This is a genomic window from Okibacterium fritillariae (assembly GCF_052783725.1).
The window spans coordinates 2,584,653-2,602,491 of sequence record NZ_CP199917.1 but is presented as its reverse complement, the minus strand read 5'-3'; the positions used below and the strand labels follow the sequence as shown (position 1 = coordinate 2,602,491).

Annotated in this window: 20 protein-coding genes; 17 read left to right on the top strand and 3 right to left on the bottom strand. The window is 68.2% G+C overall.

All coding sequences use genetic code 11. From position 1 onward, the window contains the following. The first annotated feature begins 86 nt into the window (after positions 1–86). From rpmJ to ACUWEX_RS11900, 6 genes are all read left to right on the top strand, one after another. Positions 87–200: a 50S ribosomal protein L36 gene (gene rpmJ / locus ACUWEX_RS11925; RefSeq protein WP_077055107.1), complete on the top strand. Its 114-nt coding sequence runs from the start codon at positions 87–89 to the stop codon at positions 198–200. A gap of 187 nt (positions 201–387) precedes the next feature. Next, on the top strand, positions 388–762 hold the full coding sequence (rpsM, locus tag ACUWEX_RS11920; protein ID WP_066277124.1) for a 30S ribosomal protein S13: 375 nt from the start codon (positions 388–390) through the stop codon (positions 760–762). A gap of 42 nt (positions 763–804) precedes the next feature. Then, on the top strand, positions 805–1,203 hold the full coding sequence (rpsK, locus tag ACUWEX_RS11915) for a 30S ribosomal protein S11 (RefSeq protein WP_077055108.1): 399 nt from the start codon (positions 805–807) through the stop codon (positions 1,201–1,203). Between the two features lie 148 nt (positions 1,204–1,351). Next, positions 1,352–2,341 carry a DNA-directed RNA polymerase subunit alpha gene (locus tag ACUWEX_RS11910; protein WP_077055109.1) on the top strand — a complete coding sequence of 330 codons (990 nt, stop codon included), beginning with the start codon at positions 1,352–1,354 and terminating at the stop codon, positions 2,339–2,341. A gap of 50 nt (positions 2,342–2,391) precedes the next feature. Further along, positions 2,392–2,946: a 50S ribosomal protein L17 gene (rplQ, locus tag ACUWEX_RS11905; protein WP_079728064.1), complete on the top strand. Its 555-nt coding sequence runs from the start codon at positions 2,392–2,394 to the stop codon at positions 2,944–2,946. Between the two features lie 135 nt (positions 2,947–3,081). Further along, positions 3,082–4,116, top strand: a complete 1,035-nt coding sequence (locus ACUWEX_RS11900) for a GNAT family N-acetyltransferase (RefSeq protein WP_445996390.1) — start codon at positions 3,082–3,084, stop codon at positions 4,114–4,116. Between the two features lie 90 nt (positions 4,117–4,206). Here the strand turns inward: ACUWEX_RS11900 and ACUWEX_RS11895 are convergent, their stop codons facing one another. Together ACUWEX_RS11895 and ACUWEX_RS11890 are read right to left on the bottom strand one after the other, a co-directional pair. Next, positions 4,207–6,063, bottom strand: a complete 1,857-nt coding sequence (locus ACUWEX_RS11895; RefSeq protein ID WP_445996389.1) for an amidase family protein — start codon at positions 6,061–6,063, stop codon at positions 4,207–4,209. 71 nt (positions 6,064–6,134) lie between these two features. Then, a complete protein-coding gene (locus ACUWEX_RS11890; RefSeq protein ID WP_445996388.1) occupies positions 6,135–6,869 on the bottom strand; it encodes a cohesin domain-containing protein in 735 nt (244 codons plus the stop codon). Between the two features lie 163 nt (positions 6,870–7,032). On the opposite strand from ACUWEX_RS11890, the gene truA reads away from it, so the two are divergent. From truA to glmM, 4 genes are all read left to right on the top strand, one after another. Continuing rightward, positions 7,033–7,950, top strand: a complete 918-nt coding sequence (gene truA, locus ACUWEX_RS11885; protein ID WP_445996387.1) for a tRNA pseudouridine(38-40) synthase TruA — start codon at positions 7,033–7,035, stop codon at positions 7,948–7,950. Positions 7,951–8,157: 207 nt separating this feature from the next. Then, on the top strand, positions 8,158–8,604 hold the full coding sequence (gene rplM, locus ACUWEX_RS11880) for a 50S ribosomal protein L13 (RefSeq protein WP_077055115.1): 447 nt from the start codon (positions 8,158–8,160) through the stop codon (positions 8,602–8,604). Positions 8,605–8,637: 33 nt separating this feature from the next. After that, a complete protein-coding gene (rpsI, locus tag ACUWEX_RS11875; protein ID WP_077055116.1) occupies positions 8,638–9,120 on the top strand; it encodes a 30S ribosomal protein S9 in 483 nt (160 codons plus the stop codon). Between the two features lie 28 nt (positions 9,121–9,148). Beyond that, a complete protein-coding gene (gene glmM / locus ACUWEX_RS11870; protein WP_079728069.1) occupies positions 9,149–10,495 on the top strand; it encodes a phosphoglucosamine mutase in 1,347 nt (448 codons plus the stop codon). Positions 10,496–10,600: 105 nt separating this feature from the next. Here glmM and coaA read toward each other — a convergent pair whose 3' ends face one another. Then, a complete protein-coding gene (coaA, locus tag ACUWEX_RS11865) occupies positions 10,601–11,596 on the bottom strand; it encodes a type I pantothenate kinase (protein ID WP_445996386.1) in 996 nt (331 codons plus the stop codon). A 34-nt stretch (positions 11,597–11,630) separates the two neighbouring features. Between coaA and glmS the strand changes: the two genes are divergently transcribed. The 7 genes from glmS (at position 11,631) to tsaD (ending at position 17,839) form a co-directional block, all read left to right on the top strand. Next, positions 11,631–13,478 carry a glutamine--fructose-6-phosphate transaminase (isomerizing) gene (glmS, locus tag ACUWEX_RS11860; protein ID WP_445996385.1) on the top strand — a complete coding sequence of 616 codons (1,848 nt, stop codon included), beginning with the start codon at positions 11,631–11,633 and terminating at the stop codon, positions 13,476–13,478. 93 nt (positions 13,479–13,571) lie between these two features. Further along, positions 13,572–13,961, top strand: coding sequence for a holo-ACP synthase (locus ACUWEX_RS11855; RefSeq protein WP_079728072.1), 390 nt, complete (start codon positions 13,572–13,574; stop codon positions 13,959–13,961). 4 nt (positions 13,962–13,965) lie between these two features. Further along, positions 13,966–15,075 carry an alanine racemase gene (gene alr, locus ACUWEX_RS11850; RefSeq protein ID WP_445996384.1) on the top strand — a complete coding sequence of 370 codons (1,110 nt, stop codon included), beginning with the start codon at positions 13,966–13,968 and terminating at the stop codon, positions 15,073–15,075. Positions 15,076–15,203: 128 nt separating this feature from the next. After that, on the top strand, positions 15,204–15,599 hold the full coding sequence (gene tsaE / locus ACUWEX_RS11845) for a tRNA (adenosine(37)-N6)-threonylcarbamoyltransferase complex ATPase subunit type 1 TsaE (RefSeq protein ID WP_445997643.1): 396 nt from the start codon (positions 15,204–15,206) through the stop codon (positions 15,597–15,599). Between the two features lie 67 nt (positions 15,600–15,666). Beyond that, the gene (tsaB, locus tag ACUWEX_RS11840; RefSeq protein ID WP_445996383.1) at positions 15,667–16,269 is read left to right on the top strand and encodes a tRNA (adenosine(37)-N6)-threonylcarbamoyltransferase complex dimerization subunit type 1 TsaB; all 603 of its coding nucleotides are present in this window, start codon (positions 15,667–15,669) and stop codon (positions 16,267–16,269) included. Continuing rightward, complete coding sequence (gene rimI, locus ACUWEX_RS11835; protein ID WP_445996382.1) at positions 16,266–16,784, top strand: ribosomal protein S18-alanine N-acetyltransferase; 519 nt, start codon at positions 16,266–16,268, stop codon at positions 16,782–16,784. Before tsaB ends, rimI begins: the two co-directional genes overlap by 4 nt. Next, complete coding sequence (gene tsaD / locus ACUWEX_RS11830; RefSeq protein WP_445996381.1) at positions 16,781–17,839, top strand: tRNA (adenosine(37)-N6)-threonylcarbamoyltransferase complex transferase subunit TsaD; 1,059 nt, start codon at positions 16,781–16,783, stop codon at positions 17,837–17,839. The genes rimI and tsaD overlap by 4 nt, the downstream gene beginning before the upstream one ends.

Below are 17,839 nucleotides of genomic sequence, written 5' to 3'. Positions count from 1 at the left end.
AACGGCCGGGAAGGTCGCGGAGTTCGCTCCGCTCCCTGCTGAAGACAGCATCCGGCACGAGGACAGCGACACAAAGGAAAAGAACAATGAAGGTCAACCCCAGCGTCAAGCGCATCTGCGAAAAATGCAAAGTCATTCGTCGCAACGGCCGCGTCATGGTGATCTGCGAGAACCCGCGTCACAAGCAGCGTCAGGGCTAGTCCCGACCGCCGGCCTCACGGCCGGCACCGCCGCTTCGCGGAATGGTGGAGACATCCACCACAACTGAATATGTATTGAGGCAGGTCCAGAACTCGTCGGCGTGAGTCGGCGGGGGACACCCCGGGTTGGAGGCCCGGGCACCGGATCTGCTGCAGACCTCCACTTCAAATAACAGGAGAAGCCACAATGGCACGTCTCGCCGGAGTAGACATTCCCCGCGATAAGCGCGTGGAAGTTGCACTGACGTACATCTACGGTGTTGGCCGCACGAGGGCCCTCAAGACCCTCGCCGACACCTCCATCGATGGAAACATCCGCGTGAAGGATCTGAGCGACGATCAGCTCGTTCTCCTCCGCGACTACATCGAGGGCAACTACAAGGTTGAGGGTGACCTTCGCCGTGAGGTTGCCGCCGACATTCGCCGCAAGGTCGAGATCGGAAGCTACGAGGGCATCCGCCACCGTCGCGGCCTGCCCGTCCGCGGACAGCGCACCAAGACCAACGCTCGTACCCGCAAGGGCCCGAAGCGCACCGTAGCCGGCAAGAAGAAGGCTCGCTAGGCCCTCGGCCAGCGCAGCCCGCCTCAGGATTCAGGAGTAATCATGGCAGCACCCAAGTCGGCTATCCGCAAGCCGCGTAAGAAAGAAAAGAAGAACGTCGCCGTGGGCCAGGCCCACATCAAGTCGACCTTCAACAACACCATCGTCTCGATCACCGACACCACCGGTGCGGTCATCAGCTGGGCCTCCTCGGGTGGCGTCGGCTTCAAGGGTTCGCGTAAGTCGACCCCGTTCGCTGCGCAGCTCGCTGCCGAGTCGGCCGCGCGCCAGGCTCAGGAGCACGGCATGAAGAAGGTCGACGTCTTCGTCAAGGGACCGGGTTCGGGTCGTGAGACCGCGATCCGTTCGCTGCAGGCCGCTGGTCTCGAGGTCGGTTCGATCAACGACGTCACCCCGCAGGCGCACAACGGTTGCCGCCCGCCCAAGCGTCGTCGCGTCTAATCCTTTAGATGTCAGTCCGGCGGAGCCCCAGGCTCCGCCGGCGCTGGCGTCTCAGGGTCGCGATGCGATACCAGAGCTCCAGCGCGCACCTCACAACCTCGCCAACGCAAGTGTCATATAGCGGACACTTAGCCGAAAGGACCACATAGTGCTTATTGCACAGCGCCCAACGCTCACCGAAGAGAACATCTCCGAGTTCCGCAGCCGGTTCGTCATCGAACCCCTCGAGCCCGGCTTCGGTTACACCCTCGGAAACTCCCTTCGCCGCACGCTGCTCTCCTCGATCCCCGGCGCTGCTGTCACCAGCATCCGCATCGATGGTGTTCTGCACGAGTTCTCGACGATCCCCGGTGTGCGTGAAGACGTCACCGAGATCATCCTCAACATCAAGGGCCTCGTCGTCTCCTCCGAGCACGACGAACCCATCACCGCTTACCTGCGCAAGACGGGTGCCGGCCAGGTTACGGCCGCCGACATCTCCGCTCCCGCGGGTGTCGAGGTGCACAACCCCGACCTCGTCATCGCGACGCTCAACGAGAAGGCCAAGTTCGAACTCGAGCTGACCATCGAGCGTGGCCGTGGCTACGTGTCGTCGGCCCAGAACCGCAACGAGTTCAGCGAAGCCGGCCAGATTCCGGTCGACTCGATCTACTCGCCCGTTCTCAAGGTCACCTACCGCGTCGAGGCAACTCGTGCCGGTGAGCGCACCGACTTCGACCGCCTCGTGGTCGACGTCGAAACCAAGAACGCGATCACCCCGCGCGACGCCATCGCGTCGGCAGGACGCACCCTCACCGAGCTGTTCGGTCTCGCCCGCGAGCTGAACAACCAGGCTGAGGGCATCGAGATTGGCCCGGCACCCGTCGACGCCGTTCTCTCGAACGAGCTCTCGATCCCGATCGAAGATCTCGACCTCTCGGTTCGCTCCTACAACTGCCTGAAGCGCGAAGGCATCAACACGGTCTCCGAGCTCGTCGCTCTGAGCGAGACCCAGCTGATGAACATCCGCAACTTCGGCCAGAAGTCGGTCGACGAGGTTCGCGACAAGCTCACCGAAATGGGTCTGTCGCTGAAGGATTCGGTGCCCGGTTTCGACGGCGCCCACTTCTACAGCGGCTACGAAGAAGAGACCATCTAAGTCTCGTCCTCGAGACACTTTTCACCACATAACTCTGGAGAACGACAAGAATGCCTAAGCCAACTAAGGGCCCCCGCCTCGGAGGCGGTCCTGCACACGAGCGCCTCATGCTGGCGAACCTCGCCGCCGCGCTGTTCACCCACAAGCGCATCACCACCACCGAGACGAAGGCCAAGCGCCTCCGTCCCGTCGCCGAGCGTCTCGTGACGTTCGCGAAGCGTGGCGACCTGCACGCGCGTCGTCGCGTCATGGGAATCATCAGCGACAAGTCCGTCGTGCACGAGCTCTTCACCGAGATCGCTCCCCTCGTGGCCGAGCGCGAAGGTGGCTACACCCGCATCATCAAGACCGGCTACCGCAAGGGCGACAACGCCCCCATGGCCGTGATCGAGCTCGTTCTCGAGCCCGTCACGCCCAAGGTGAAGTCGGCCAAGAAGTCCGCCGCCGCTCAGCCGGTCGCCACCGAGGCCCCGGCCGAGGAAGCGCCCGTCGAGGAGACGGCCGCTGACGAGACGGTTGTCGCCGATGACGCTGCCGAGGCTGACACCTCCGCTGCCGCCACCGACGAGGCTGCCGCCGACGAGAAGGCCGACGACGCCAAGTAGTCGACCTCGTCATCACGAACGAAACCCCCGCGCCCTCGAGGCGGCGGGGGTTTCGTCGTTTCCGAGCGGCGAGGGAAAGGGGCGGCCAGTCGAGGTGGGGTGACGACGCCGAAACCGCCTCAGTAGGGTGGATGGATGACCGAGAGCCTGAGACCCCTGGACGAACGAGTCGACGAGCCCCGCGAATTGCCGGGGCTCGAGCATCCCGATGTCGCGGTGTGGCGGCCGGCCACCGAGGAAGACCTTGACGCGATCGTCGCGGCGCAGCACGCGATCGACGCGGCCGATCACCCCACGCATGCGACCACGCGGGAGTGGATCGCCGAGCAGTTGACGTCGTCGGCCGTCGACAACGCCGCGGATACGATCGTGGGATTCGACGCGGCGGGCGTCGTCGTGGCCTATGGCGCGGTGGTGCTGCATCCGTTGCATGACACGCGCGTGCAGGTGTACCTGATGGGCGGCGTGCATCCGGAGTATCGGGCACGCGGGATCGGACGGCTCTTATTCGCGTGGCAGCATGCCCGGGCGCAACAGCAACTGGCCGCGACATCCGCGACGCTGCCGGGGTGGGTGATGGCGTATGAGGATGAGGGGAACGCGGATGCCGTTTCGGTGGCGATACGCACGGGGCTGAAGGTTGCTCGGTACTTCACGACGATGGTGCGAGAGGTGGGCGACCCGATTCCCGAGCTGGTGCCGCCCGAGGGGGTCGAGATCAGGGCCTTCGGCGCTGATGTGGCCGAAGAGACGCGGCTGGCACGCAACGACGCATTTCGCGATCACTGGGGGAGTCAGCCGACCGCGCCGGAGCGGTGGGGGCACTTCACGGGGGCGCCGCATTTTCGGAACGAGCTGTCGCGCGTGGCCGTCGAGGTGGCGACGGGTCGCGTCGTCGCGTTCTGCCTCGTGACCGTGAACGAGGCAGACTGGGCGGCGCAGGGGTTCACCAGCGGATACATCGAGCTCGTCGGTGTGGTCAGAGACTTTCGCCGGCAGGGGCTCGCGCCCGCGACCATCGCGGCGACGCTCGCGGCGCTGCGGACCGTGGGGTACGAACGCGCCATTCTCGACGTCGACTCGGAGAGCCCGACCGGTGCCGACACGCTGTACACGAATCTGGGGTTCCGGCCCGATACGCGCGAGGTCGCGCTGGTGGCCGCCTACTAGAACAGCGCGGGCGGGCAGGATGCAGAAGAGCGGTCGGGATGTGAGGACATCCCGACCGCTCTTGCGTGTGTTGCGTGTGGCGCGCGCCGGCTAGCCGAGCGGGCCGTAGAGCGCCGGGGTGGTGCGGTAGTGGGTGGCCTGCTCGAACGCGTAGGCGAGCCCGATGATGGTGCCCTCGGCGTAGTCGCGGCCGAGGAACTCGAGGTTGACGCCCGCGCCCGTGATGGTGTTGTCGGCCGCGATGGCCTGGCCCATGGGAACCGAGATGGCCGGCATGCCCGTGTTGGGGCTGAGGCGCATGTTCGTCGACTGGGTGTTGTAGGGCGTGCCCGACGGGTAGACGAGCGAGTCGAGGGCGAGGTCATCCATCATCTTGGTGACGAGTGCCTGACCCGTGGCGATCTGCGTGGTGTGTGTGCCCGTCGGGCCCGCCCAGGCCTGGTATTGCGCCTCGGTGATGGCGTCGCGGCCCGTGTAGGTGGACTTGCGGCTCGGAACGTACTTTCCCGAATCGACGATGCCCTGCAGCGAGCGGGCGATCACGTTCGGGGCGAGGTGGTTGGCGATGTACTCGTTCAGGTCGTGCTTGAACTCGTTGGTCGAGCCGCTGCCCTCGTCGAGGACGCGCTTGAAGGCCGGCGTCTGTTCGACGGCGACGACCGTTGCGCCCTGAGCCTCGAGCGTGGCCTTGGCCTGGTTCCAGAGCCGCACGTTGGTGGGGTTGGTGCCGATCATGGTCGTCACGTAACCGATGCGCTTACCCTTCAGCGCCTCGGGGTCGAGCGAGGACGTGTAGGACTCGGGCACCTTTCCGGTCTGTTCGGACGTGACCGGGTCGGCCGCATCCACGCCCGTGACCGCATCGAGTGCCACGGCAGCATCCGTCACGCTGCGGGCGATGGGACCACCCGTGTCCTGGCTGAGGGCGAGGGGAATGATGCCGTCGCGGCTGGCGAGACCCACGGTGGGGCGGATGCCGACCAGCTGGTTGTAGGTCGACGGGATGCGGATCGAGCCACCCGTGTCGGTGCCGAAGCCGATGCCCGCGAGGTTGGCGGCGATCGATGCGCCCGTGCCACCCGAGGAACCGCCCGCCGTGCGCGACAGGTTGTAGGGGCTCGCGACGAGCGTGGAGGTGCCGGCCGGCTGGTAGGAGGAGAACTCGGAGGCGAACCCGAACGCGAACTCGTCGAGGCTGGCCTTGGCGAGGATCACGGCACCCGCGTTGCGCAGGCCCGCGACCATGGCGGCATCCGTGGTCGTCTGGTTGTCGTCCCAGCAGCCGCAGCCGCCCGTGGTGGGCATGTCCTTGGTGTCGTAGTTATCCTTGACCGCGATCGGGATGCCGAGCAGCATGCTCGTCATGCCCTTCGACGCGCGTTCGGCGTCGGCCGCGGCGGCTGCCGTCAGGGCCTGCTTGTTGACGGTGATGATGGAGTTGAGCGCGCGACCCACGGCCGAGGCATCCGGTGTGGCCTTGTCGTAGGCGGTGATGCGGTCGATGTAGTCCTGCGTGAGCTCGACGGATGTCAGCACGCCCGCGTTCATGGCGGCCTGCATGTCGATGGTCGACGCCTCGATCAGCTCGAAGTCGCCGTCGTCGTAGATCATGCGCTGCGAGAGGGCGGCGATATCCGTGGCGGTGATGGTCTTGTCGCCGTCGGTGTCGGCCGCGGCGACCGCTGACCAGCCGGTGGATGCATCGGTGTCGCCGAGGTGCGAGGCGAGCAGTTCGAGGTCGGCCGTCGTCACCTGACGGTCGCCCGTGAGGTCGAGGTCGGTGTAGTACGGCGCGAGCAGGGCGGCGGCCGCCGGCTCGGCCACGGGGGTGGCGGCCGTGGCGGTGGGCACGACGGCGAGCGTGCCGAGCGCCAGCACGGAGGCGAGGCCGGTGGCGGCCGTCACCGTGAGGCGCGAGCGCCTTGAGAATGCGGAGTTGGTGGGCACGGAGCGGTTCCTCTGGGAGACGAGGGGTCGGTCGACCCCGCTAGCGGTGGGGGAGGAGCGGAAGGAGCGCATCAGCGGGTACCCGCCTTGCGACGTCGGGCCACGACGAGTCCGGCGCCCATGGCGGCGACGGCTGCGGCGGCGAGACCGGCCACGCCGAAGCCGACACCGGTCGAGGCGAGGGGGCTGGTCGGGCGGTCGGTGACGGGGAGGGGGGTCGCCGTCGAGGAGGCCGCGGGGGCCGGAGCGGCGGTGGCCGAGGAGGTGGGCTCGGGCGATGCAGTGGGGGTGGGGGTCGCGACGGGTTCGACGACGATATCGGCGGCTGCGGCATCCGCGACCGTCGCCGTGGTGTTGGCCGAGTCGACGATCGTGACCGAAGACACCTCGATGGTCGTGTCGCCGGCACCGATCGTGGCGAACTCGAGACCCGCCGTCAGGTCGCCCGAGACGGTGGGGGACGTGCCGAGGCGCGTGTGCACGATCGTGAGGCTGCCATCGTTCTCGTCGACCGTGTCGAAGCCTCCGGCCGGGCCCGTGATGCTGTCGTCGACATAGTCGAAGACGGCCGGGTCGTAGTCGAGCGTCACGGTGTAGGTGAAGACATCCGTGGTGCCGACGAGGCCGACGCTGAGGTCGACGGTGTCACCGACGGTGACGGAGGCCGGAGTGGCGGTGAGGGTGACCGAGCCGGGCGCCGAGGCGGCGAGAGCGGGGCCGGCCGACAGGGCGGTGAGGCCCAGGGCGAGGGTTCCGACGAAGAGAGCCGATCGGAGTGGGGGGCGACGCAGGGCAGAGTTATGCATCAGGACGCAGTCCTACTTTCTTTCACGAAGAACGGCTCCAACGGCGGGGAAGACGAGGCCGCGGGGAGAGAAACCGCCGGGGAGTGGTGCAGGGTGCCTCACTGTATCCACGGCGTATTGCCGCCCCGGATCGGCCGTGTTTCTCGCGCGTTACGATGGTCGGATGGCTGAAACCCGATCGGATGGCGCGACCACGCGACTGCGCCTCGACATCGCCTACGACGGCACGGCGTTCGCGGGGTGGGCCAAGCAGCCGGGTCTGCGCACCGTGCAGGGCGTGCTCGAAGAGGCGATCTCGCGCGTGCTCGGCAATCGCGGCCGCCCCATCGTGCTGACGGTCGCCGGCCGCACCGACGCCGGGGTGCACGCGACGGGCCAGGTGGCTCACGTCGACCTCGACGACTGGCAGCTCACGCGGTTCTCGACCTCGCAGAACGACCCGACCGTGACGCACGACCCCGGCCACATGCTCCTGCGGCGGGCCAACGGCGCGATCGGCACCTACGCGGATGTCCTCATCCGCCGTGCTCGCATCGTTCCCGACGGCTTCGACGCCCGCTTCTCCGCCCTCTGGCGCCGCTACGAGTACCGCATCGCCGACAGCGTCTCGGTGCGGAACCCCCTCGACCGCAACCCCGTCCTCTGGCTCAATGAAACGCTCGACGTCGATGCCATGCAGAGCGCCGCCGATGCGCTCGTCGGGCTGCACGACTTCGCCGCCTTCTGCAAACCGCGCGAGGGCGCCACGACCATCCGCACGCTGCAGGAGTTCCGCTGGCGTCGCGACGAGCACGGCGAGCTGCGCGCCCACCTGCGGGCCGATGCCTTCTGCCACAGCATGGTGCGCGCGCTCGTGGGTGGATGCGTGGCGGTCGGCCTCGGGCGCATCAGAGTGTCCGACCTCCTCCCGCTCTTCGACCAGCAGAACCGCGCGGCCCTGTTCCCCGTCATGCCGGCCCGGGGCCTCACCTTCGTCGAGGTCGGTTATCCGGATGACGCCGAGCTCGCCGAGCGTGCGCAACTCACGCGCCAGCGCCGCACGCTCAGCGGCCTTGTGGATGATGACGATGATGACGAGTAGCCGCGCCGAGCGCCCATCCGGCGCCGCCCTGAATTGACCGTCACAACGCCCGTGGGGTAATGTTGACCCTTGGTGTCTGCGCATGCTGTCAGGCACCCGTAGTTGAGCCCTCCACCTGGCGCGTTCCCCGAGAATCTTCTCGCGAGAACACGCCGCACGGAGTGGGATTCACGAACGACCAACTTACGACAAGAAAGCAGCACTACTGTGACGCGCACTTACACCCCGAAGGCCAGTGAGATCCAGCGTGACTGGGTCATCATCGACGCCGAAGACGTGGTTCTCGGCCGCCTGGCCAGCCACGCCGCCGTTCTCCTCCGCGGCAAGCACAAGCCGACGTTCGCTCCCCACATGGACATGGGCGACTTCGTCATCATCATCAACGCCGACAAGGTGGCCCTGACCGGCTCGAAGGCCGACCAGAAGAAGGCTTACCGCCACTCCGGTTACCCGGGCGGCCTCAAGGCTGTCACCTACTCCGAGCTCTTGGAGAAGAACCCGGCCCGCGCCGTCGAGAAGGCCGTCCGCGGCATGCTCCCCAAGAACTCCATCGGCCGCGCCCAGCTGCGCAAGCTGAAGGTCTACACGGGCAGCGAGCACCCTCACGCTGCTCAGCAGCCGAAGACCTACACCCTCGACCAGGTCGCCCAGTAAGCGCCGAGTAGACAGACTTTAAGGATTCCCACAGTGGCGAAGATCGCAGATTCCATCGAAACCCCGGAGACGTTCTCCACCGAGACGCCCGTCGAGGCCGCACCGTCGACCCCGCGCGCACCCCTCAGCGTCCCCGGCGCAGCCGTCGGTCGTCGCAAGCAGGCTATTGCCCGCGTGCGTTTGATCCCCGGCTCGGGCACCATCACGGTCAACGGCCGTGCGCTCGACGAGTACTTCCCCAACAAGCTGCACCAGCAGCTGATCAACGACCCGTTCACGGTTCTCGACCTCGCGGGTGGCTACGACGTCATCGCCCGCATCTCGGGTGGTGGCCCCTCCGGCCAGGCCGGCGCCCTGCGCCTCGGCATCGCTCGTGCCCTGAACGAGATCGACGAAGAGAACAACCGCGCCACCCTCAAGAAGGCCGGCTTCCTCTCGCGTGACGCTCGCGTCAAGGAGCGCAAGAAGGCTGGTCTCAAGAAGGCTCGTAAGGCTCCGCAGTTCTCCAAGCGTTAATCGCTCGCCGAACCTAGACTCAAGCTTTATGCCCCGTCTTTTCGGAACCGACGGCGTCCGTGGCGTCGCGAACCAACACCTCACTGTCGAGCTCGCGCTCGGTCTGGCTCAGGCCGCCGCGCGCGTGCTCGGCGCGGAGGCTCGCGACGCCGGACGCCGTCCGGTTGCAGTTCTCGCCCGAGACCCTCGTGTCTCGGGCGAGTTCATTTCCGCCGCCGTCGCCGCCGGGCTCGCCTCGGCCGGCGTCGACGTGCTGGAAGCGGGCGTGCTGCCCACCCCGGCAGCCGCCTACCTGATCGCCGACATCGGCGCCGACTTCGGCGTCATGATCTCGGCATCGCACAATCCCGCCCCCGACAACGGCATCAAGTTCTTCGCCCGCGGGGGCCGCAAACTTGCCGATGAGGTCGAAGACCGCATCGAAGAGGCACTCGCCGAACCGAAACTCGCACCCATCGGAGCCGATGTGGGGCGCATTCGTCGGTTCGCCGACGCCGAAGACCGCTACGTCGTTCACCTGCTCAGCACGCTGCCGCATCCGCTCGCCGGCATCCACGTCGTGCTCGACTGCGCGCACGGTGCCGCCGCCGGCGTCTCGCCCGAGGCCTTCCGCGACGCGGGGGCCCAGGTCACCGTGATCGGCAACGATCCCGACGGCATGAACATCAACGACGGCGTCGGGTCGACACATCTCGACCTGCTGGCCGAAGCCGTGCTCGCCCACGGCGCCCAGGTGGGCATCGCGCACGACGGAGACGCCGACCGCTGCCTGGCCGTCGACGCCGACGGCAACATCATCGACGGCGACCAGATCATGGCCATCCTCGCGGTCTCGATGAAAGAGCGCGGGCGCCTGCGCGACGACACGCTCGTCGCCACGGTCATGTCCAACCTCGGACTGCGCATGGCCATGGCGGACAACGGCATCACCATGCTGCAGACGCGCGTGGGTGACCGCTACGTGCTCGAGGCCATGAACGAGGGCGGCTTCTCTCTCGGCGGCGAGCAGTCAGGCCACGTGATCATGAGTGATTTCGCGACGACGGGTGACGGCATCCTCACGGGGCTGCACCTCGTCAGCGAGATGGCGCGCACCGGCAAGAGCCTGAAAGAACTGGCCGGCGTCATGTCGGTCTACCCGCAGATCCTGGTCAACGTGAGCGGGGTCGATCGGGCCGCGCTGCACACCGACGAGCCCCTCGCTGTCGCGCTGGCCGAGGCTGAGGCCGAGCTGGGCGAATCGGGTCGTGTGTTGCTGCGACCGAGTGGCACCGAGCCGCTCGTGCGCGTCATGGTGGAAGCCGCCGATCAGCCCACGGCCGATCGACTCGCGCACCGCCTCGCGGATGTCGTGCGCGACCGCTTGGGCGTCTGACGCGTTCTCCGAACGCCGGTGTCGCTGACGCGTTCTCCGAACGCCGGTGTCGCTGACGCGTTCTCCGACCGCCCGGGCGTCTGACGCGTTCCCGGGAGGGGCCCGCTAGACCTTGCGCAGGAGGACCGAGCTGACCGAGTGGTTCGAGTCCTTGCGCAGGACGAGTTTGGCGCGCGCCTTGGTCGGGCGGATGTTGTCGACCAGGTTGGGCTCGTTGATCTCGGTCCAGTAGAGGCGGGCCCGCTTGCGCGCCTCCTCGGCCGTGAGATCGGTGAACACGTTGAAGTAGGAGTTGGGGTTGGCGAAGGCGCCCTGCTGCAACTGCATGAAGCGATCCTCGTACCACTGCGCGATATCCGAGGTGCGGGCGTCGACGTAGATGCTGAAGTCGAAGAGGTCGCTCACCGCGAGGCTGCGACCGTTGGGCGCCGGCTGCAGCACGTTGAGACCCTCGACGATGAGGACATCCGGTCGGCGCACCACGACGTGCGCATCTTCGACGATGTCGTACTTCATATGCGAATAGACGGGTGTGCGCACCTCGGAGCGGCCGCTTTTCACCTCGGTGATGAAGCGCAGCAGGGCCCGCCGGTCGTAGGACTCGGGGAAACCCTTGCGGGCCATGATGCCGCGGCGCTCGAGCTCGGCGTTGGGGTAGAGGAACCCGTCGGTGGTGACGAGTTCGACGCGCGGGGTGTCGGGCCAGCGGGCCATGAGTTCGCGCAGGAGCCGGGCGACGGTCGACTTGCCGACGGCGACCGAACCCGCCACGCCGATGACGAAGGGCGTGCGGGCGGTGCTGCCGCCCAAGAAAGCGGTGGTGTCGTCGTGGAGCTTCTTCGCGTTGGCCACGTAGAGGCTGAGCAGGCGGCTGAGCGGCAGGTACACCTCGGCGACCTCGCCCATGTCGAGCCGGTCGCCGATGCCGCGCAATTGCACGATCTCGGCATCCGTCAGGGGAGACGACGTGGTGGGGGCCAGTCGCGCCCAGTCGGAGCGCAGGATCTCGACGAAGGGCGTCGACTCGGAGGCGGTCGTGACCTGGCCCGTCGCGGGGGAGTGGGGCGTGGCCGACGGGTCGGCTCGAGGGGCTCCTGACATAGGGACACAGTCTATTCCGGGTAGGCTGTCGAACATGTGTGGAATCGTTGGATACGTCGGAAACGGCGACTCACTTGATGTCTTGCTCACCGGTCTCGGCCGCCTCGAATACCGCGGATACGACTCCGCGGGCGTGGCTGTGATCGACGACGACGGGGCCATGCACACGCGCAAACGTGCCGGCAAGCTCAAGGTCTTGGTCGACGACATCCAGGCCGACCCGCTGCCCGCCGGGCACACCGGCATCGGGCACACGCGCTGGGCCACACACGGCGGCCCCACCGACGGCAACGCGCACCCGCACCTGGGTGACGACGGCCGCCTGGCCCTCATCCACAACGGCATCATCGAGAACTTCAACACGCTGAAGACCGAGCTGCTGGCCGAGGGCTTCACGTTCGAGAGCGAGACCGACACCGAGGTCGCCGCCGTCATGATCGGCCGCGAATACCGCCGCGTCGGCAACCTCGAAGAGGCGTTCCGCTCGGTCGTCTCGCGCCTCGAGGGCGCCTTCACGCTCCTCGCCGTGCACCAAGACTCGCCCGGCGTGGTCGTCGGTGCCCGCCGCAACTCGCCCCTCGTCATCGGCCTGGGCGACGGCGAAAACTTCCTCGGTTCGGATGTCGCGGCCTTCGTCGCCTTCACGCGCCGGGCCCTCGCCATCGGCCAGGACCAGATCGTCACCATCACACCCGAGTCGGTCACCGTCACGGACTTCGACGGCGCCCCCGTCGAGGTCGAAGCCTTCGAGGTGCAGTGGGATGCCGCGGCCGCCGAGAAGGGCGGATGGCCGAGCTTCATGGCCAAGGAGATCGACGAAGAGCCCGACGCGGTGGCCAACACCCTGCGCGGTCGCATCGAGGACGGGCAGATCGTCATCCCCGAACTCGCCGACCTCGACCAGCTCTTCAGCGACATCGACCGCATCGTCGTGATCGCCTGCGGCACGGCCGCCTACGCCGGCATGGTGGGCAAGTACGCGCTCGAGAAGTGGGCCGGCATCCCCGTCGACGTCGAGCTCAGCCACGAGTTCCGCTACCGCGAACCCGTCATCACGCCGCGCACCCTGGTGGTCTCGATCAGCCAGTCCGGTGAGACCATGGACACGCTCATGGCCGTCAAGTTCGCGCGCGAGTCGGGCGCCAAGACGCTGTCCGTGTGCAACACGCAGGGCGCCACGATCCCGCGCGAATCGGATGCCGTCGTCTACACGCACGCGGGCCCCGAGGTCGCCGTCGCATCGACCAAGGCCTTCGTCGCGCAGATCACGGCCCTCTACCTCTTCGCGCTGCACCTCGCACGCATCCGCGGCACGCAGACGCCGGAGTTCCTCGCCGAGCAGGTCGAGGAGCTGCGCTCGATCCCCGAGAAGATCCGCTTCGTGCTCGACGAGAAGAAGGTCATCGGCGAGCTCGCGCACTGGATGTCCGACAGCCGCGCCGTGCTGTTCCTCGGCCGTCACGTGGGCTACCCGATCGCACTCGAGGGCGCGCTCAAGCTCAAGGAGCTGGCCTACATCCACGCCGAGGGCTTCGCGGCGGGAGAGCTGAAGCACGGACCGATCGCCCTGATCGAGCCCGGCCAGCCCGTGTTCGTCATCGTGCCGAGCCCGCGCGGTTCGGCCATGCTGCACGCCAAGGTCGTCTCGAACATTCAGGAGATCCGGGCTCGCGGCGCGCGTATCATCGCGATTGCCGAAGAGGGCGACGCCGCGGTGCTGCCCTTCGCCGACGAGGTGCTGCGGATTCCGCTCGCCGCGCCGCTGTTCGAACCGCTGCTCGCCGTCATCCCGATGCAGATCTTCGCGATGGAACTGTCGACGGCCAAGGGTCTCGACGTCGACCAGCCGCGCAACCTGGCCAAGTCCGTCACCGTCGAGTAACGACCACAGCATGCCGGTTGTCGGTCGTTCGCTTGGCACGGTCGGTCTGCGGCCGTCGGCTGTGCTCGGGGTGCCCGCTCCAGGAGGTGCACGGTGATCGTCGGTATCGGCGTCGACCTCGTTGACCTCGCGCGTTTCGAGCGCTCGGTGTCGCGCACGCCGCGGCTGAAGGAGCGCCTGTTCACGACGGCCGAGCGCGAGAAACCGCTGCGGTCGCTGGCCGGGCGGTTCGCCGCGAAGGAAGCCCTGATCAAGGCGCTCGGTTCGTCGGACGGCATCCGCTGGCTCGAGATCGAGGTGTCGAACAACGCCGAGGGTGACCCGATGTTCCGTTTCTCGGGTGGCACGGCCGAGCGGGTCGCTGCGCGCGGCATCGACGTCGTGCATCTGTCGATGAGCCACGACGGTGGCGCCGCGATGGCATTCGTCGTCGCCGAGCGCAACGCACCCGCCGATCGGGCCCCCGAAGCTGAGGCAAAATAGCAGCATGACCGACTTCCGAAGCGCCACCATCGACCTCGACGCGGTGGCCGCCAACCTGCGCCGCGTGCGCGAGATCGTCGGCGACGTCAAGGTGCTCACGGTCGTGAAGGCAGACGCCTACGGCCACGGCGCGATCGAGGTGGCGCGCGCGGCGGTCGCGGCGGGCGCCGACTACCTGGGCACGGCCGACCTCGACGAGGCGCTGGCGCTGCGGGCGGCGGGCATCGAGGCGCCGATTCTGTGCTGGTTGCACGGGCCCGACGTGGCCTTCGACGACGCGTTGGATGCGGGCATCGAGATCGGTGTGTCATCGGCGTCGCAGCTGGAGCGCGTGGCGGCCGCGGCATCCCGCGAGCGACCGGCCGTCGTGCAGCTGAAGCTCGAGACGGGTCTGAGCCGCAACGGCGCCTCCGAGATCGAATGGGATGCGTTGTTCGCGCGGGCTCAGGCGCTCGAATCGGACGGGCTGCTGCGCGTACACGGGCTGTTCACGCACCTGTCGAACACCTCGCCCGAGGACGATCGCGCGGCCCTGGCCTGCTTCGAGCGCGGCATCCGCTTGGCCGCTCAGGCCGGGCTTCGACCCGTTCTGCTGCATGCGGCGGCGACGGCGGCCGCGATCGACCTGCCCGAGTCGCGCTACGACATGGTGCGGCTGGGCGTCGGGCTCTATGGCCTGAGTCCCTTCGACGACCGCACGTCGGCGGACCTCGGCCTCGTGCCCGTGATGCGGCTGACGGCGCGCGTGGCGGCGGTCAGAACCGTGGATGCCGGAGCCGGCGTCTCCTACAACTACACGTACCGCACCGAAGCGCCCACACGACTCGCACTCGTGCCGCTGGGGTATGCCGACGGCATCCCGCGGCACGCCTCGAACCGCGGGCCCGTGTCGATCAACGGCCGCCGTTACACCGTGTCGGGGCGCGTGGCGATGGACCAGTTCGTCGTCGACGTGGGCTCCGACGAGGTCGCGGTGGGCGACGAGGTGGTGCTGTTCGGCGCGGGGAACGACGGCGAGCCGACCGCGGATGACTGGGCCGATGCCGCCGACACCATCAACTACGAGATCGTGACGCGGATCGGGCCGCGGGTGCGGAAGGAGTACCGCTCGTGAACGGGCCCCAGGCGACAAGCGGCGCGGGCGACGGTGCCGGCACCGATTCCCGGGCGGAGGCTGGCGCGGCGGTGACGTCCGACGTGCTCGAGCTGCCGTTCGACGCCGAGGTGCCGACGGCCGAGGACATGCACGAGCTCGGCATCCGTTTCGCGGGGCTGCTGCGGGCGGGCGACCTGGTCGTGCTCGACGGGCCGCTCGGGGCGGGGAAGACCACGCTGAGCCGTGGCATCGGCGAGGGCCTCGGCATCCGTGGCCCTGTCACCAGCCCCACGTTCGTGCTCGCGCGCACGCACCCCTCGCTGGTGGGCGGACCGCCGCTCGTGCACGTCGACGCCTACCGCCTGGGCAGCGCGCTCGAACTCGACGACCTCGACATCGACTTCGAGCGCTCGGTCGTGGTGGTCGAGTGGGGCAACGGCATGCTGGATGGGGTGGCCGACGCCTGGTACGAGGTGCGCCTCGAGCGACCCACCGACGTGCGCCGCGTGCGCATCGAACGGCGGGCGGCCCCGGAGGCCTGAGCCGAATGCGGTCCTCGCCGCAGGCCTGAGCCGAATGCGGCCCGCGCCCCGAAGGTAGGCTGGGGGAGTGCTATTGGTCCTGGATTCCTCCATCGGAACGAGCGTCGCCGTCGTCGACCTCGAACGCGGCGTGATCGCCGAACGCGGCGAGGCCGACACCATGCGCCACGCCGAGGTCGTGGGCGCGCTCATCCGCGATGTGCTGGCGGAGGCGGGCGTCACGGTCGACGAACTCTCGGGTGTCGTCGCGGGCATGGGCCCCGGCCCCTTCACGGGCCTGCGCATCGGCATCGCCGCGGCCCGGGTGTTCGCGCTCGGCGCCGGCAAACCGCTCGTGCCCATGGTCAGCCACGACGCCATCGCCGCCGACTGGTACGAAGCCGGGGGAACGGGCGAACTGCTCGTCGTCACCGATGCCCGCCGCCGCGAGCGCTACTACTCCACCTACAGCGACGCCGACACGCGCGTGCAGGGACCCGCCCTGGCGAAGCCCGACGACCTGCCCGAGGCCGCGAACCGGGTGGATGCGACATCCGTGTCGGCCAGCGCCCTCGGCATGGTGGCCGAGCGACGCTATGCCGCCGGGCTGCCCTTCCCCGCCGACGAACCGCTCTACCTGCGCTCGCCCGACGTGACGCTGTCGGCGGGCCCCAAGCGGGTGACGGCGTGACCTGGCAGCTGCGCCGCGCCACGCTCGACGACGTTGCCGCCATCATGGCCATCGAGACGAGCGTGTTCGAGACCGACGCGTGGAGCGACGAGATGATGCGAGCGGATGTCGCTTCGCCGCACACCTATTACGTGGTCGCCTTCCATCCCGAAACCCCCGACGCCATCGACGGCTATGCGGGTTTTCTCGCCCCGGCCGGATCGCGCGACGGCGACGTGCAGACCATCGCCGTGGCCGAACACGCGCGCAGACGGGGCCTCGGTCGCGTGCTCATGGGCGCCCTGCTCGGCGAAGCCCGACGTCGGCGCGTCTCAGAAGTTTTCCTCGAGGTGCGCGAAGACAACCCGGTCGCGCAGGGGCTCTATGACAGCCTCGGTTTCGTGCCCATCGCGGTGCGTCCGCACTATTACCAACCGGATGACGTCGCCGCCGTCGTCATGAAACTCACCGTCCCCGAGCCGCAACCCGGCCTGGCGGTCGGCCACGAGATCACCGCCACGGAGGCCCCCGCGTGAACACCGACAACCCGCTCGTCCTGGGCATCGAGACGTCGTGCGACGAAACCGGCATCGGCATCGTGCGCGGGCGCGAGCTGCTGAGCAACACCATCGCGTCGTCGATGGACGAGCATGCCCGGTATGGCGGCGTCGTGCCCGAGGTCGCCGCGCGCGCCCACCTCGAGGCCATCGTTCCCGCCATCCACGAGGCCGTCGCCGAGGCGGGCATCAGCCTGCACGACCTCGATGCGATTGCCGTCACGTCGGGCCCCGGGCTCTCGGGTGCGCTCATGGTGGGCATCGGCGCCGCCAAGGCGCTCGCCGTGTCGCTGGACAAACCGCTCTACGCCGTGAACCACCTCGTCGGACACGTCGGCGCCGACATCCTCGACCCCGCGGGGGATGCTTTCGAATACCCGACCGTGGCGCTGCTCGTGTCGGGCGGGCACACGTCGCTGCTGCTCGTGCGCGACCTCGTGAGCGACGTCGAGCTGCTGGGCGAGACCATCGACGACGCGGCCGGCGAGGCCTTCGACAAGGTGGCCCGCGTCTTGGGGCTGCCCTACCCGGGCGGACCGCAGATCGACCGGGTGGCGGCATCCGGAGACCCGAAGGCGATTCGTTTTCCCCGTGGTTTGACGTTGCCGAAGGACCTCGAGAAGCACCGCTACGACTTCTCGTTCTCGGGGCTGAAGACGGCCGTTGCGCGCTGGGTCGAGAAGAAACGCGACGACGGCGACGAGGTGCCGGTGGCAGATGTCGCGGCGAGTTTCCGCGAGGCCGTGGCGGATGTTCTGCTGACCAAGGCCATTGCGGCGTGCCACGACTACGACGTCCCCCGTTTGCTGCTGGGCGGAGGCGTCGTCGCGAACGCGCGCGTGCGCGAGCTGGCCGCGGAGCGTGCTCAGGCCGCCGGGGTGCAGTTGCGCATTCCGCCGCTGTCGCTGTGCACCGACAACGGGGCGATGATCGCCGAACTCGGGGCGCAGCTGATCATGAACGGGCACGCGCCGTCGACGCTCGACTTCCCGGCCGACTCGTCGCTGCCCGTGACCGAGATCCAGGTGCGCTGA

Coding starts and splice junctions, on each gene's coding strand:
- rpsM (WP_066277124.1), top strand. CDS start 388: ATGGCACGTCTCGCCGGAGTAGACATTCCCCGCGATAAGCGCGTGGAA.
- truA (WP_445996387.1), top strand. CDS start 7,033: ATGGCTGAAACCCGATCGGATGGCGCGACCACGCGACTGCGCCTCGAC.
- glmM (WP_079728069.1), top strand. CDS start 9,149: ATGCCCCGTCTTTTCGGAACCGACGGCGTCCGTGGCGTCGCGAACCAA.
- rplQ (WP_079728064.1), top strand. CDS start 2,392: ATGCCTAAGCCAACTAAGGGCCCCCGCCTCGGAGGCGGTCCTGCACAC.
- coaA (WP_445996386.1), bottom strand. CDS start 11,596: ATGTCAGGAGCCCCTCGAGCCGACCCGTCGGCCACGCCCCACTCCCCC.
- ACUWEX_RS11900 (WP_445996390.1), top strand. CDS start 3,082: ATGACCGAGAGCCTGAGACCCCTGGACGAACGAGTCGACGAGCCCCGC.
- alr (WP_445996384.1), top strand. CDS start 13,966: ATGACCGACTTCCGAAGCGCCACCATCGACCTCGACGCGGTGGCCGCC.
- rpsK (WP_077055108.1), top strand. CDS start 805: ATGGCAGCACCCAAGTCGGCTATCCGCAAGCCGCGTAAGAAAGAAAAG.
- tsaE (WP_445997643.1), top strand. CDS start 15,204: ATGCACGAGCTCGGCATCCGTTTCGCGGGGCTGCTGCGGGCGGGCGAC.
- glmS (WP_445996385.1), top strand. CDS start 11,631: ATGTGTGGAATCGTTGGATACGTCGGAAACGGCGACTCACTTGATGTC.
- ACUWEX_RS11890 (WP_445996388.1), bottom strand. CDS start 6,869: ATGCATAACTCTGCCCTGCGTCGCCCCCCACTCCGATCGGCTCTCTTC.
- rpmJ (WP_077055107.1), top strand. CDS start 87: ATGAAGGTCAACCCCAGCGTCAAGCGCATCTGCGAAAAATGCAAAGTC.